The organism is Arthrobacter sp. zg-Y20 (assembly GCF_030142075.1).
Classification (GTDB): Bacteria; Actinomycetota; Actinomycetes; order Actinomycetales; family Micrococcaceae; genus Arthrobacter_B.
Genome location: NZ_CP126241.1, coordinates 1,708,415 through 1,722,380, shown reverse-complemented (window position 1 = coordinate 1,722,380; position 13,966 = coordinate 1,708,415). Strand labels below are relative to the sequence as shown.

15 protein-coding genes are annotated in these 13,966 nt (G+C 66.0%); 2 read left to right on the top strand and 13 right to left on the bottom strand.

The window, feature by feature from the left end; genetic code table 11:
* Positions 1-85: 85 nt before the first annotated feature.
* The 8 genes from lgt to hisI all read right to left on the bottom strand — a co-directional run bounded on the left by lgt (position 86) and on the right by hisI (position 7,374).
* Positions 86-1,120, bottom strand: a complete 1,035-nt coding sequence (gene lgt, locus QNO06_RS08330; RefSeq protein ID WP_227911163.1) for a prolipoprotein diacylglyceryl transferase — start codon at positions 1,118-1,120, stop codon at positions 86-88.
* Positions 1,117-1,926 (bottom strand): tryptophan synthase subunit alpha, encoded by an 810-nt coding sequence (gene trpA / locus QNO06_RS08325; protein WP_227911162.1) that lies wholly within the window; start codon positions 1,924-1,926, stop codon positions 1,117-1,119. The genes lgt and trpA overlap by 4 nt, the downstream gene beginning before the upstream one ends.
* Positions 1,923-3,281: a tryptophan synthase subunit beta gene (gene trpB / locus QNO06_RS08320; RefSeq protein ID WP_227911161.1), complete on the bottom strand. Its 1,359-nt coding sequence runs from the start codon at positions 3,279-3,281 to the stop codon at positions 1,923-1,925. Before trpB ends, trpA begins: the two co-directional genes overlap by 4 nt.
* A gap of 69 nt (positions 3,282-3,350) precedes the next feature.
* Positions 3,351-4,190, bottom strand: a complete 840-nt coding sequence (gene trpC, locus QNO06_RS08315) for an indole-3-glycerol phosphate synthase TrpC (RefSeq protein ID WP_227911160.1) — start codon at positions 4,188-4,190, stop codon at positions 3,351-3,353.
* Positions 4,191-4,484 (bottom strand): HGxxPAAW family protein, encoded by a 294-nt coding sequence (locus QNO06_RS08310; RefSeq protein WP_227911159.1) that lies wholly within the window; start codon positions 4,482-4,484, stop codon positions 4,191-4,193.
* Positions 4,485-4,631: 147 nt separating this feature from the next.
* Positions 4,632-5,342, bottom strand: coding sequence for a Trp biosynthesis-associated membrane protein (locus tag QNO06_RS08305; RefSeq protein WP_227911158.1), 711 nt, complete (start codon positions 5,340-5,342; stop codon positions 4,632-4,634).
* On the bottom strand, positions 5,339-6,913 hold the full coding sequence (locus QNO06_RS08300; RefSeq protein WP_227911157.1) for an anthranilate synthase component I: 1,575 nt from the start codon (positions 6,911-6,913) through the stop codon (positions 5,339-5,341). The genes QNO06_RS08305 and QNO06_RS08300 overlap by 4 nt, the downstream gene beginning before the upstream one ends.
* A gap of 71 nt (positions 6,914-6,984) precedes the next feature.
* Entirely contained in the window at positions 6,985-7,374 is a 390-nt protein-coding gene (gene hisI / locus QNO06_RS08295; protein ID WP_227911156.1) for a phosphoribosyl-AMP cyclohydrolase, read from the bottom strand.
* Positions 7,375-7,473: 99 nt separating this feature from the next.
* On the opposite strand from hisI, the gene QNO06_RS08290 reads away from it, so the two are divergent.
* On the top strand, positions 7,474-8,118 hold the full coding sequence (locus QNO06_RS08290) for a TIGR03085 family metal-binding protein (RefSeq protein ID WP_227911155.1): 645 nt from the start codon (positions 7,474-7,476) through the stop codon (positions 8,116-8,118).
* Between the two features lie 28 nt (positions 8,119-8,146).
* On the opposite strand, the gene QNO06_RS08285 is transcribed toward QNO06_RS08290, so the two are convergent.
* The 3 genes from QNO06_RS08285 to QNO06_RS08275 all read right to left on the bottom strand — a co-directional run bounded on the left by QNO06_RS08285 (position 8,147) and on the right by QNO06_RS08275 (position 10,479).
* On the bottom strand, positions 8,147-9,184 hold the full coding sequence (locus QNO06_RS08285; RefSeq protein ID WP_227911154.1) for a DUF808 domain-containing protein: 1,038 nt from the start codon (positions 9,182-9,184) through the stop codon (positions 8,147-8,149).
* A gap of 165 nt (positions 9,185-9,349) precedes the next feature.
* Positions 9,350-9,925 carry a hypothetical protein gene (locus QNO06_RS08280; RefSeq protein WP_227911153.1) on the bottom strand — a complete coding sequence of 192 codons (576 nt, stop codon included), beginning with the start codon at positions 9,923-9,925 and terminating at the stop codon, positions 9,350-9,352.
* Positions 9,922-10,479 carry an RNA 2'-phosphotransferase gene (locus tag QNO06_RS08275; protein ID WP_227911152.1) on the bottom strand — a complete coding sequence of 186 codons (558 nt, stop codon included), beginning with the start codon at positions 10,477-10,479 and terminating at the stop codon, positions 9,922-9,924. Before QNO06_RS08275 ends, QNO06_RS08280 begins: the two co-directional genes overlap by 4 nt.
* 118 nt (positions 10,480-10,597) lie before the next feature.
* Between QNO06_RS08275 and QNO06_RS08270 the strand changes: the two genes are divergently transcribed.
* A complete protein-coding gene (locus QNO06_RS08270; RefSeq protein ID WP_227911151.1) occupies positions 10,598-11,254 on the top strand; it encodes a dihydrofolate reductase family protein in 657 nt (218 codons plus the stop codon).
* Between the two features lie 49 nt (positions 11,255-11,303).
* On the opposite strand, the gene QNO06_RS08265 is transcribed toward QNO06_RS08270, so the two are convergent.
* Complete coding sequence (locus QNO06_RS08265) at positions 11,304-12,731, bottom strand: NAD-dependent succinate-semialdehyde dehydrogenase (protein WP_227911150.1); 1,428 nt, start codon at positions 12,729-12,731, stop codon at positions 11,304-11,306.
* Entirely contained in the window at positions 12,728-13,960 is a 1,233-nt protein-coding gene (locus QNO06_RS08260) for an iron-containing alcohol dehydrogenase (RefSeq protein WP_227911149.1), read from the bottom strand. Before QNO06_RS08260 ends, QNO06_RS08265 begins: the two co-directional genes overlap by 4 nt.
* Positions 13,961-13,966: the final 6 nt, after the last annotated feature.

Sequence of the window (13,966 nt, the reverse complement as noted above, 5' to 3'; positions counted from 1 at the left end):
GGATGGGTCTCCCGGTGCTGCAGCCGTGTGGCGCCACGTCCATGTGGCTTACCGCCTGCAGTACCGGGAGGGTAACCCGGGATTCTCAGGCGGAAGGTCCGTTGTCCTTGGACCGGTGAGGAAGGGGCTCCTCGGTTTTTGTCTCTGCGAGATTAGCACGCGCCGGGGCATCCGATGACGCCGAATCCGCATTGCGGCCTTCTGTTTCTTTCTTGTTATCCGCCGCGGCACTTTCGGTTTCCGGGGAAGGCTCGTGCCCGGGCAGGTAAAGCGAGCCTTCCTTGCCCTTGCGGGCCTTGAAAGTCAGGTAAACGAACATTGCCAGTGCAGCAATCAGCAGCAGCAGGCTGGTCCAAACATTGAGCCGTTGTGTGACGCCGAGAATCGTGATCATTTCGGCGTCGTCAATGCGCAGCAGCTCAATCCACAGCCGGCCCACGGTGTAGAACGCAACGTAGAGCCAGAAGAGGCGGCCCCCGCGCAGCTTGAACCGGCGGTCCAAAACCAGCAGCAGGGCTACTCCGGCCAGGTTCCACAGCGACTCATAAAGGAAGGTCGGGTGGAACAGGGTTCCCGGTGCTGCGTCCGCAGGGAAGTTGGCGTTGTCCGGGTCGATTTCCAGGCCCCAGGGCAGGTCGGTTTCGGAGCCGAAGAGTTCCTGGTTGAACCAGTTGCCCCAGCGGCCCACCGCCTGCGCCAGCAGCAGGCCCGGCGCGCCGACGTCGGCGAAGGTGGAGAGCTTGATCCCGGCCCGGCGGCAGCCGATCCAGGCGCCCACGGCCCCCAGCGCCACGGCACCCCAGATGCCCAGCCCGCCCCGCCAGATCTGCGGGATCAGGGCCAGGTCGCCGTCGGCGCCGAAGTAGGCGTCCGGGGAAGAGATGACATGGTAGAGCCGGCCGCCGATGATGCCGAAGGGAATGGCCCAGATGGAAATGTCCCAGACGGCGTCCGCGGGCAGGCCGCGGTCCTTCCAGCGCCGGGAAGTAAGCCACAGCGCCAACACGATGCCGGCGAGGATGCACAGGGCGTAGGCGTGGATGGTCAGCGGCCCCAGGGAGAAGCTGGCGAATTCGGCCGAAGGGCTGGGGATGCCCGCGGGCACCAGGATCGGGTTCATGCGTTGCCCTTCGGGGTACCGGTACTGAGCTCACGGGTCAGGTCTGCGACGGCGTCGGCACCGCCGTCGCGCAGGGCGGCCACCAGGGCCGTGCCCACAATAACGCCGTCGGCGTAGGCGCCGATCTCGCGGACATGCTCGGCGCGGGATACACCCAGGCCCACGCACACCCGTTCGGCACCGGCGGCTCGGGCCGCGCTGACCACGTCCTGCGCGGCGTCACTGACACTGTCCCGGGCGCCGGTGACGCCCATGATGGACACCGCATAGACAAACCCGCGGCTGGCGGCAACGGTGCTCTTCATCCGGGCCGGTGTGGAGGACGGCGCCACGAGGAACACGCGGTCCAGTCCGTACTTGTCCGAGGCTTCGAACCATTCGCTGGCTTCATCCGGGACCAGGTCCGGTGTGATGAGCCCTGCTCCCCCGGCTTCGGCCAGGCGGCGGGAGAACTCGTCCACGCCCATCCGGACCACGGGGTTCCAGTAGGTCATCACCAGCACGGCGGCGTCGGTGGCCGCGGTGATGCCGGCGACGACGTCGAACACCTGCGCCACGCGGAATCCCTGGGCCAGGGCCTGGGTTGTCGCGGCCTGGATCACGTGCCCGTCCATGACCGGATCGGAGTACGGGATGCCGATTTCAATGAGGTCGGCACCGTTCTCGGCCAAGGCAATGCCCGCGTTGATGGTTTCCTGGACGCTGGGATAGCCGGCGGGCAGGTAACCGATCAGCGCTGCGCGGCCGTCAGCTGCCGCCCGGTCAATTGCGGCGGCGGCCTTGCTCTGCTGTACCTCGGTGCTCAAAGCTGTTCCCCTTCTTTGCCGATTTCGGCTTCGGCTGACTCGTTGTCCAGCAGGTTGAACCATTCGGCGGCGGTGGCCACGTCCTTGTCGCCGCGGCCGGAGAGGTTGACCAGCACAATCTTCTCGGAAACATTTCCGTCGGAGCCGGCCTCGGCGGCCAGGCGCTGGCCCACCTTGATGGCGCCGGCCAGGGCGTGCGCGGACTCGATGGCGGGGATGATGCCTTCGGTGCGGCAGAGCAGCTGGAAGGCCTCCATGGCCTCGGCATCGGTGATCGGTTCGTAGCTGACCCGGCCAATGTCGTGCAGGTAGGCGTGCTCAGGTCCCACACCCGGGTAGTCCAGGCCGGCAGAGATGGAATGCGACTCAGTGGTCTGGCCGTCCTCATCCTGCATCAGGTAGGAGCGGGCGCCGTGCAGCACGCCCGGGCGGCCCAGCGTGATGGTGGCTGCGTGCCGGCCGGTTTCGACGCCGTCGCCGCCTGCCTCGAAGCCGTAGATCTTCACTTCCGGGTCATCCAGGAAGCCGTGGAAGATGCCGATGGCGTTGGAGCCGCCGCCGATGCAGGCGCAGACGGCGTCCGGCAGGCGTCCGGCCTGCTCCAGCATCTGGGCGCGGGCTTCCTCGCCGATCACTTCGTGGAAGTACCGGACCATGGCCGGGAACGGGTGCGCGCCGGCAGCGGTGCCCAGCAGGTAGTGGGTGTTGTCCACGTTGGCCACCCAGTCCCGCAGGGCTTCGTTGATGGCGTCCTTCAACGTCTGGGAGCCGTTGGTTACGGGGATGACCTTGGCGCCGAGCAGTTCCATGCGGGCCACGTTAAGGGCCTGGCGGCGGGTGTCCTCCGCGCCCATGTAGACCACGCACTCCAGCCCGAGCAGGGCAGCCGCGGTGGCACTGGCCACGCCGTGCTGGCCGGCGCCGGTTTCGGCAATAACGCGGGTCTTGCCCATCCGCTTGGCGAGCAGGGCCTGGCCGAGCACGTTGTTGATCTTGTGCGAGCCGGTGTGGTTGAGGTCTTCGCGCTTGAGGAAGATCCGCACTCCCCCGGCGTGCTGGGAGAAGCGCTTGGCCTCGGTGAGCAGGGACGGGCGCCCGGAGTAGTTCTTGTTCAGGTCCGCGATCTGGGCGCGGAACTCCGGATCGGCCTTGGCCTTCTCGAAGGTGTCTTCCAGCTCGTCCAGGGCAGCAATCAGGGATTCGGGCATCCATCGGCCGCCGTATTCGCCGAAGTACGGACCGGAGGCGTGGCGCAGGGAGGAAACTCCCCCGTTGAGGAAGGCCTCAGTGACGCTTCCGGTTCCGGTTTCTGCGGCAGCACCGGCTGCCTGTGCCTGTTCCGACTTCCCGATCATTGGGTGGTGTCCTGTCCTGCTTGAGCCCGGACCGTGGCGGCCCGGGCAGAGGGGATGTGGTGCTATGGGTCAGCTTTCACCGGGGCTGCGCCAACTGCGGGCGGCAATGGCCTTGGCACCGGTCGCGGTGAATTCACCGATGGTTTCGGCCGGTGAGGCATGCTTCACCAGGGCCTCGCCCACCAACACGGCATTGGCTCCATTGGCGGCATAATGCTCGACGTCGGCGGCGTCGCGTACACCGGACTCGGCAATCACTACGGGTCCGGCCGGAATACCGGCGGCCAGCGGGGCGAAGACGGCACGGTCTACGTCCAGGGTCTTGAGGTTGCGGACGTTGATGCCGATGAGGCGGGCACCCAGTGCCACGGCCCGGTCGACTTCCTCCGGGGTGTGCGTTTCCACGAGGGCGTTCATGCCCAGTTCATGGGTGAGATCCAGGAAGGCGCGCAGCTGGGAATCGTCCAGCGCGGCGACAATCAGCAGGACCAGGTCCGCGCCGTGGGCGCGGGCTTCCCAGATCTGGTATTCGTCAACGGTGAAGTCCTTGCGCAGCACGGGAATGCCCACAGCTGCGCGGACGGCGTCCAGGTCTGCCAGCGATCCCCGGAACCGGCGCTGCTCGGTGAGCACGCTGATCACGGCCGCTCCGCCGCGCTCGTAGGCTGCGGCGAGGGCGGCGGGATCGGCGATGTCGGCCAGGGTGCCCTTGGAGGGGCTGCTGCGCTTAACCTCGGCAATCACGCGCAGCTCGCTGCGCGGGGAGGCGGTGCCGCCCAAGGCAGCGTACGCGTCCAGTGCTGCCGGGGCGCCCAGTGCCTGTTCGCGGAGCTCCTCGAACGGGACACTTTGCCGGCGTTCGGAGAGGTCCTCCCGAACGCCGGCAATGATGACGTCGAGAACGCTCACTTAGTGGCTGCTGTTCTTCAGCTTCGAACCGTTGACGCCGTAGCCTGCCTTGCGCATGATGAAGCCCACGAGCAGGCCTACGAGCATAACTGCGATGCCGGCGAAGAAGCCGATGTAGCTGGCCATAACGTAGGCGACGGACGAAACCGCGGCGCCCACGATCATGATCAGGACGCAGGTCCAGGCAGCGGGGGTGTTGCCGTGGCCAATGGTCTCGTCATGGATGTTGGCGTGGGTTTCGCCTTCGTTTTCCTGGCCGGCGTCAAGGTGCTGGTCGGTGGCGTTTGTGCTCATGCTGAATCTCCTCTTAACGAATCTGGTTTCCATTCTGCCATTACTGGGCGGAAACCCTTTCACATATTGCGCCGGTGTCCGGCGTAACTTGTTTGGTCTGACTGGCCGGTGAGGCCCGGGAAGCTGCTTAGCGGGCTACTTATCGGGCTACTTATCAGTGGGGTCTTCGCCCCGGGTGAGCCGGTCCCAACCGTCGATTTCATCCATCGGTTCGGCGCTGTTGTCCGCAGCTGCCTGCTTTTGGGCTGCCTGGCTGCCGATCTCCGGCGTACCTGATCCCGGGGTGCCTGGTTCCGGGATGCTGCCGGCGTCGTCCGTGCCTGCCGCCGCAGCCGGTGCCGCAGCGTAGCGGCGCGAGGTGGTCCAGTGCCGCCCGGCCAGGGCGAGCCAGATGCCGGAGAGGGCCATCAGGATGCCGATCACCAGGGCGGCGTACGGCATGGCGGTCAGTTCCACCTCGGTCCCTTGGGCGGAGGTGACGCCGATGGCCTTGCCGATGGCCCCGGCGGCTCCCTGCAGCGGATCGCTGATGATCCGGTAGCTGGCTGCTGCCACGCCTACCCCGGCCACCACCAGGATGACGGCGGTGATCCAGCGTCCTATCCGGCCCGCGATGGCCGCGGCCAGCGCTGCTGCCACACCCACCACGGCGAAGGCCGTGACGGCGGTGGCGGCGTCGGACCCGGAGACCGCGACGTCGGGGGTCGCCACGGTGGTGGCCGGCAGGGCCACGTTCAGCCAGGTGCGGGTGGTGGTGCCGAAGGCCAGGGCAGCCAGCAGGACGGCGCCCATGATGACGGTGCCCTTGCGCTGCCAGCGCGGTGCGGTGCGGGGTGCTGCGGGGTCGGTGGTGCTCACTTCTCTGCTTCCTGGAGGGGGGTTTCCGGGGCTGCTACGGTCTGCAGCGATGCGGCTATCAGGGCGGCGCGCAGGGGTGCGGCTGCCTTGTTGACGGTTTCCTGGGCTTCGGCCTCGAGGTCGGAGTCGGCCACGATTCCGCCGCCGGCCTGGACATACGCTTTGCCGTCGCGCAGCAGGGCGGAGCGGATGGCGATGGCCATGTCCATGTCCCCGGCGAAGTCGAGGTAGCCCACCACCCCGCCGTAAATGCCGCGGCGGTGCGGTTCCACCTCATCGAGCAGGCGCAGGGCGCGCGGTTTCGGGGCACCGGAAAGAGTCCCGGCGGGGAAGGTCGCGGCGAGTACGTCGTAGGCGGTGGAGGCATCCGCGAGCCGCCCGACGACGGTGGAGACCAGGTGCATGATGTGGCTGAACCGCTCCACCTCCATGAACTGGGTGACGTCGATGCTGCCGGGCCGGCAGACCTTGGACAGGTCGTTGCGGGCCAGGTCCACCAGCATCAGGTGTTCGGCGCGTTCCTTCTCGTCTTCGAGCAGTTCCGCAGCCAGTTCACGGTCCAGCTCCTGCGTTTTGCCGCGCGGGCGGGACCCGGCGATGGGGTGCGTAATGACATCGCGGCCGGTGACGGTGACCAGTGCCTCCGGCGAGGAACCAACCACGTTGAACGGGTTGCCGTGGGCGTCCTCGAAGTTGAACAGGTACATGTACGGGCTGGGGTTGGTGGTGCGCAGCACCCGGTAGACGTCCAGCGCCTCGGCCCGGCATTCGGCTTCGAAACGGCGGGAGATGACCACCTGGAACACTTCGCCGTCCACAATGGCCTGTTTCCCGCGCTGTACGGCGCGGGTGTAGTCCGGCTTGGGCCAGCTTTCCTTGACGTCGGCGGTGAGGTTTTCGGAGTTGATGCCGGCCTCGGGCAGCACGGACACGGCCTGCGGCGTGGGCGCAGCCAGGCGCGTGAGCATGGAACGCAGGCGGGACACGGCGTCGTGCCAGGCCTCATCCACGCGGTCATCGGTTCCGTCGAAGTTAATGGCGTTGGCAACCAGCGTGACGGTGCCGTCGCTGTTGTCATGGATGGCCATGTCGGAAACCAGGTTCATGGCAATATCGGGCAGGCCCAGGTCATCGGCAGGCGGGTTGGGAAGCTTTTCCCAGTGCCGTACCGTTTCCCAGCCGACAAAACCCACCATCCCGGACGTGAACGGCGGCAGTTCCTCGAACCGTTCGGTGGCCAGCAGTTCCACGGTGCGGGCCAGCGCTTCCACCGGGCTCCCGTCCACCGGAACACCCGCCGGCGGCTCGCCGAGCCAGTGCGCCTGGCCGTCCAGCGTGGTGAGGGTAGCCCGGGACCGGGCGCCGATGAAGGAGTAGCGGGACCAGACGCCGCCGGAGGCAGCGGATTCCATCAGGAAGGTGCCGGGTTCACCGTTGGTGAGCTTGCGGTAGATGCCGATGGGGGTGTGCGCGTCCGCCAGCACGGTCAGGCGTACGGGAATGACCCGGCGGTCGGCCGCCAGGGCCCGGAATTCCTCCAGGCCGGGACGGATGGCTCCAAGATCCTGCATGTTCTTCTGCTTCTCCCCTGTCGGGTCGGGTGCGGCGGGTGTTTGCGGCGGCGTGTTTGCGGGCGGAATTCTCAGCGGGAGCCGACGACGGCATCCAGCTCCCGGCCGTCAAAGCAGGTGCGGGTACCGGTGTGGCAGGCCGCTCCCACCTGGTCCACGCGGACCAGCAGCGCGTCGCCGTCGCAGTCCAGCGCCACGGACTTAACCCACTGCGCATGGCCGGAGGTGTCCCCCTTGCGCCAGTATTCCTGCCGGGAGCGGGACCAGAAGGTCACCCGGCCGGTGGTCAGCGTGCGGTGCAGGGCTTCCTCGTCCATCCAGCCCAGCATCAGGACCTCGTTCGTGTCGTACTGCTGGACAACGGCGGCAACCAGCCCGGCGGCGTCGCGCTTGAGGGCCGCACGCAGCTCCGGAGCGAGGTCCGAGGGCTGCTGGTTCTGGGGGAAAGGTGAGGATGGCATCGTCCCAATTCTAGTGCCACGCGTTATCTTGCCGCCCAACCCGCGGCAACCCGCCGCTTCGCCGCCGGTTTCGGGCGTTCCATGCTAGTTTCAGCAGTGATGCATTACGTAGAACCGTCCCGTGAAGTCCTCGCCGAGACCTTGCTTGCGGCGGGTCCCCATGCGCCCACGCTCTGCAAGGGGTGGCAGACCAAGGAACTGGCCGCGCACCTGTACCTGCGCGAGCACAAACTCAGTTCGGCCGTGGGCCTCTTCGTCAAGCCCCTGGCCGGCCGTGCGGATAAAGCCCTGGCCGAAGTTGCCGAAAAGGCGTCCACCACGGAAAGCTACGCCAAGCTGGTCCGCCGGTTCCGTTCCGGCCCGCCCGCGTACTCCCCCATGCACCTGAAGGCGGTGGACAACAGCGCGAACCTCAGTGAGTACTTTGTGCACACCGAAGACGTCCGCCGCGCCTCGGACCGCTGGGCGCCGCGCGCCCTGGACAGCGAGTACTCGGACGCGCTCTGGGCCGAACTGATCAAGCGTGCCGCCATCCTGTACCGAGGCGTGGACCTGGGCATTGTGCTGGTCCGTCCGGACGGACCCCGGCATGTGGCCAAGCGCGCACCGGTCTCCGTGGCCATCGTGGGCGAACCGGGGGAACTGCTGATGCACGCCCACGGCCGTACCCGGCACGCGCTGGTCATGTACGAAGGCCAGCCCGACGCCGTCGCACTGCTGGAAAGTGCGGAGATCGGGATCTAGGTCCCAATCCCCGCACGTCCGCGGGTGGTTAGCTGGCGGAGTCGGCTTCGGGTTTCTCCGGGCTGTGCCCGGCTGCGGCGGCCCGGGCGTCACCGTCCTCATGTCCGTCCTTCTTGCCATCCTTCTTACCGAAGGGCAGGACCTTTTTCAGCGGGTGCGCCACGGCCATGACAACCAGGCCCCAAACCAGTCCGACGATGGCCGAGCACAGCGTGTTCACGAGCCACCCCAGGATGCCGCCCACCACCGCAAGGCCGGCGACGGGGTGCTCCAGCGTGTGGACCAAGTCATACGGCGCGTGCCAGCCGAGGTCGGCTGCCCCTACCAGCATGATGTGGCCGCCCACCCAGAGCATGGCAATGGTTCCCACAAAAGTGATGACAGCCAGCACATGGGGCATGCCGCGGACCAGCAGTCCGCCCAGGCGCTGTGAGCTTGCCGAGTCCTTTTGGGCAAGGTGCAGGCCGATGTCGTCCATCTTGACGATCAGCCCGACGGCCCCGTAAACGAGAATCGTGATGGCAATGGCCACAAACACCAGGATGACCGCGCGGATCCAAATGGACGCGTCGCCCACCTCGTTCATGGCGATGACCATGATTTCGCAGGACAGGATGAAGTCGGTGGTGATGGCGCCCTTGACTACCTTGGACTCCGCGTCGGGTCCGCGCTCTACTGCGGGCGCGTCCTTGTCTGCGGCTTCGTGGTGCCCGAAGAACTTGTGCCATACCTTCTCCGCACCTTCGTAGCAGAGGTACGTGCCGCCGAGCATCAGGATGAACGGGATCACACCGGGGATGAAGGCGCTGATCAGCAGCAGGGCCGGGAGGATGAACAGGAGCTTGTTGCGAAGCGAGCCCCAGAAGATCTTTTTGATCATTGGCAGTTCGCGGGACGGGTCGGCGCCGGACACGTATTGCGGGGTCACGGCGGCGTCGTCAATCACGACGCCGGCGGCCTTGGCTCCTGCTTTCGCTGCTCCGGCGGCGATGTCATCCACCGAGGCGGCGGCTATGCGTGCCAGGGCAGCGACGTCGTCCAGCAGGGCTACGAGTCCCCCGCTCACAGTGCGGGTCCAAGCTGATACGGGACGGGCAGTTGTTCGGAGGTGGCGCCCTCGAGGCGCAGAATTGCCATGGTGCCAATTATATGGGGGCCGGGACGGCGCTCACCTACGTCTTCGCTGCCGGAGCTTCGACCCCGTCCGTGGTGTCTGCAATGCCCCCGTCCCTCATGGGCGCCCCTCCTCCCCTGTTTGCGCATTGGCGAAATCGGTGAGGATTTGCAGGAGGGTTTCGTATTCGGCGTTCAGCTCCTCATCAAAGGCTCCGTCGCGGCAGACATAACGGTCGCTAAGACTGCCCACGCCTCGTCCAAAACTGCCGGAAACCCACTCCCTTGCCTCGGCTACCATGCCGGGGGACGTGTCGGTTCGAAGCTGCCAGGCAAGAGCTTCATACTTCTGCGCCAACGGGCCGAGGCCCATGACTCTCAGGATCGAGGCAAAACGGGACATGTCGTCCGGCAAGGAAAGAAGGCTGCCGTCCGGAAGCTGCCGCCCGTACGGGTAGTCCACCCATTGGCCCGGCATGCCTTTGCCTGCCACAGCCCTGGCTCCGTCTACCGTTGAATGAAAGTCAGCGGGATAGCGGGCACCTTGCAGCACGTCATCAATATTCACGTCCGATTGCACTTCGCCGTTTGCATAGCGCACGTCGTAGGAAAGATATGCTGCGCCGAAAAACAGGGACCGGCGTTGGCGCGGCACCCAGGTTGCCCGCGCATGGACCGGCAGCGGGTTTTTCACTGGCTTTCCCGCACCGCCGACGCGGGGATCTCGTCCGCGAGCCACACTCCCGAATCGGACCGGTAGAAGCTGATTCCCTGTGCCGCGGCGATGCCGGTATCGATGGCCAGGATCACCGGCTCCGCATCTTTGCGCCGCCCCACTTCCCGCGCCTGTTCCACGGTGTCTGCCAGGTGGACGTACTGCCGCCGCATGGGGAGGATTCCGGACTCCCGGATGGCGGCCGCAGCAGCGCGGGCCGTTCCATGGAAAAGCACGGCCGGGGGCTGGACCGGATCGGAAACCTGCTGCACGGGGACGGAATGTCCGTGCACCGCCCGTATCCTGCCCTCGCGTATCTGGTGCCGCTTCTTCACAGCCGCTTCCAGCACCTCATCCAGCATGGCCTCGTCGACGGACTCCCACTGCGGGCCCATCCGGTGCAGTGCAGCAAGCACCTCGGTGACCGGTGCCCATCCTTCCGCGTCCAGGCTCAGGCCGTACTCTGCCGGGGCATGGCGCAGCGCGTGGGACAGCACCTTGCTGATGTCCAACGCCGTCGGTGAGGCGGTCATGGCGAAAGTCCTTTCATCTGCATGCCGGACTCACATTCACGGATGGCCGGCAGGGATTGAACCTGCATTATGCCCTAATTAGCGTTGGAGCCTCCGCCCACCCCACCGGGAGCCGATCATGACCCGTGTCCGAGTCGACCTCAACATCTCGCTGGACGGTTTCGCCACCACCACCGACCAGACTCCGGAGAACCCGTTCGGTGCGGACTGGGCGCGGCTCACCGCCGCCTATGTGGCCACAAGGACGTTCCGGGAGCGGGTGCTGCAGGACCAAAGCGGCGAGGGAACCACCGGCGTCGACGACCGTTATGCCCAGCGCTACTTCGAAGACATCGGCGCGGAAATCATGGGCGCCGGGATGTTCGGCCTGCATGCGAACCCCGACGACGCCGACTGGCAAGGCTGGTGGGGCGAGGATCCGCCCTTCCATGTGCCTGTTTTCGTGCTGACGCACACCGCCCGCCCGCCGCTGGACATGGCCGGCGGCACCAGCTTCCACTTCCTCAGCGCGTCACCGCAGGAAGCCCTGGATACTGCAATCGAAGCTGCCGGCGGCGGCGACGTACGCATCGGGGGCGGTGCGGAGACAGTGCGCGAATTCCTCCGGGCCGGTCTTGTTGATGACCTCCACGTTGGCATTGCCCCCATCATCCTTGGGCGCGGCACACGGCTCTGGGACGATCTGCGGGGCCTGGAGGCGGACTGCGAGGTCAGCTCGGAAGCGGCACCAAGCGGGACCACCCATGTCACGTTCCGGCGGCGGGTCAGAGCATGAAGGGGAACGAAACTGCGCCCCGCTGCTGCAGCTCCGTATCCGCCGGAACTCAGGCAGTGAGCGCGATGTACTTTTCTTCCAGGAACTCGAGGATTCCCTCTGACCCTCCTTCCCGGCCGAGCCCACTCTGCTTCACTCCGCCAAACGGTGCCGCCGGGTCGCTCACCACTCCCCGGTTGACCGCAACCATCCCGGCTTCGAGCTGCCGTGCGACGGACAGGGCTTCCCGTTCCTCTCCGAAGACGTAGGCCATGAGACCGTACTCGGTGTCGTTCGCCATCCGGATCGCCTCATCTACGTCGTCGTACACCACAACAGCGGTTACCGGCCCGAAGATCTCGGTTGAGTTGATGCGCGCCCCATGCTTGACGCCGGTAAGAAGGGTCGCGTCATAGAACGCGCCACCCGTGTGGCTGTGCCCTCCCTGCACGATGGTTGCCCCCTCCGACACAGCCGAGGTGACCAGGGCCGCTACTTTGTCGCGTTCCGCAACGGATACAAGCGCCCCCAACCGGTTGGTCCGCTCCATTCCCGGACCGGCTGTGTACCCAGTCAAAGAGTCCGCGAACCTTGAGATAAATGCATCGTGGAGCGAGGAGTGGACGTAGAAACGGTTCGCAGCGGTGCACGCGGAGCCGCCGTTACGCATCTTGGCGAGAAGTGCGCCCTCAACAGCTGTGTCCAGATCCGCCCCCGGCAGCACGATGGCGGGAGCGTTTCCGCCCAGCTCCATGGACGCGCTTACGACGCTGCCGGCACATTCGCGCAGCAGGTCCCGGCCCACCTCAGTCGATCCTGTGAAGGAAAGCTTGCGCACTTCGGGGCGGGCAATCATTTTCGCGACGAGGGGACCTGTAGGAACCGGGGTGACGAGGTTGACGACTCCTTGCGGCACACCCACCCGGCGCAACACCTCGACGATGTAGGCGGCGGTCAGCGGAGTCTCCCGGGCGGGCTTGAGGATGGCGGTGCACCCTGCGGCAAGTGCCGGCGCGAGTTTCCGGGTCGCCATTGCGGCCGGAAAGTTCCAGGGGGTGATCAGCAGGGAGACTCCGACAGGTTGCCGCTCAACCAGGATGCGTTTATCCCCGGACGGGGACAGGCGGTCATCCCCCGGTATCCGGACAGCTTCTTCGGAAAACCAGCGGAAGAATTCCTTGGCGTAGTTTGCTTCCGCCACGGCATCTGCCCAGGACTTCCCATTTTCGCGCACCATGACCTCAGCGAAGATCTCCACTTCTTCTGTGAGGACCTCGTAGGCGCTGCGCAGCAGTTCACTGCGGGTCCGGGGAGCGGTCGCCGCCCACGGTTCCTGTGCCTTGGCGGCCGCGTCAACAGCGGCCATACAGTCTTCCTCGGTCGCGACGGCGAAACGCGCAATGGTGGAAAGGTTTGACGGGTCAATAACGTCGAAACGCTCCCCTGAGGAGCCAGGCCGCCAGTTGCCGTCAATGAACAGGTCGGACAGGTAGGTCACGCGGGACTCCCGTTGCTGAGGGTGCCGGCGAAGGCACGGGTGAGGATATCGACGAGAAGCTCCGGCGTCGCGGATGCGGGGGCGATGGCGACAAGGCGCTGGGATGCCATCCCCAACTGCGCGATGTGCGGCAGCTGTTCTTCGGTAATCCCGATCTCACGCAGTGAGCGGGGAACCCCGATGGCTTCATTGATGGCGACAATCGCCTTAACGGCGTCGGATGCGCGCTGGTCGGGCAAGCTCGCGTTGGACCCGAGCGCAGTACCGATGGCTGCTATCCGGTGCATCGTCTCCGGATCTGTCCGGCAGGCATCGAGCACATAGGGCAGGAGCAAACCCGTGCCCAGTCCGTGGGGGGTCTTGGATAAGGCACCTATGGGGTATTGGAGAGCATGCGAGAGATGCGTCCCGGTGGATCCGAACGATATTCCACCGAGGAGGGCCCCGAGGGAGACCTGTTCCCGCGCTTCCCTGTTCTCCGGATCGGCGACAGCGACGGGCAGCCAGGTACCGAGTGTCGCTATCCCCTGCAGCGCAAGTGTCTCTGCAAAAATATTGCGGCCCGTAAATACCGGAAGGGCCGAAGACCAATCCAGCGGGAGGGTGGCTGCAGTGAAAGACTCGACCAGATGCACCAGCGCGTCGATTCCGGAGAAGGCTGTGACTGCGGCGGGTGCACCGAACGTAAATTCAGGGTCAACGACGGCAGCCACCGGGATGAGGAAAGGACTCGATATACCGACTTTCAGCGCCAGATCCGGGTCGGACACGACGGCGACGGGAGTGACCTCCGAGCCGGTCCCGGCGGTCGTTGGAACCGCAACTATGGGAACGATTGGTCCGGGGACAGCATTCTCGCCGTAGTAACCGCTGAGCGGTCCGCCGTGCGCGGCGAGCAGCCCAATGAGCTTCGCCGCATCCAGGGTGCTGCCCCCTCCGACAGCCAAGATGGCGTCCGGGGCCAGGAAACGCGCCATCGTTCCCGCGGCGTCCAGTGACGTGGCAGGCAGTTCAGCACTGATGTCGCTGTACACGGTGACATCGAAGCCGTTGCCGCGCAGTTCGGCCAGCAGAGTGCGGAACAGCTTCGTCGCCGGAAGAAACGGATCTACGACGGCGAGCACTCGGGTGCCATGAAGCTTGAGTAGCTCGGGCAACTGGGCCCGCGTGCCATAACCGAAGTGGACGTGGGCTGGCAGCCGGAGCGTCCCGGTCAGAGAGGGATTCATAGTTCT

Bases quoted from the DNA above. Each gene is read 5' to 3' on its own strand.
- lgt (WP_227911163.1), bottom strand. From the start codon at position 1,120: ATGAACCCGATCCTGGTGCCCGCGGGCATCCCCAGCCCTTCGGCCGAA.
- trpB (WP_227911161.1), bottom strand. From the start codon at position 3,281: ATGATCGGGAAGTCGGAACAGGCACAGGCAGCCGGTGCTGCCGCAGAA.
- QNO06_RS08310 (WP_227911159.1), bottom strand. From the start codon at position 4,484: ATGAGCACAAACGCCACCGACCAGCACCTTGACGCCGGCCAGGAAAAC.
- QNO06_RS08300 (WP_227911157.1), bottom strand. From the start codon at position 6,913: ATGCAGGATCTTGGAGCCATCCGTCCCGGCCTGGAGGAATTCCGGGCC.
- hisI (WP_227911156.1), bottom strand. From the start codon at position 7,374: ATGCCATCCTCACCTTTCCCCCAGAACCAGCAGCCCTCGGACCTCGCT.
- QNO06_RS08290 (WP_227911155.1), top strand. From the start codon at position 7,474: ATGCATTACGTAGAACCGTCCCGTGAAGTCCTCGCCGAGACCTTGCTT.
- QNO06_RS08275 (WP_227911152.1), bottom strand. From the start codon at position 10,479: ATGACCGCCTCACCGACGGCGTTGGACATCAGCAAGGTGCTGTCCCAC.
- QNO06_RS08270 (WP_227911151.1), top strand. From the start codon at position 10,598: ATGACCCGTGTCCGAGTCGACCTCAACATCTCGCTGGACGGTTTCGCC.
- QNO06_RS08260 (WP_227911149.1), bottom strand. From the start codon at position 13,960: ATGAATCCCTCTCTGACCGGGACGCTCCGGCTGCCAGCCCACGTCCAC.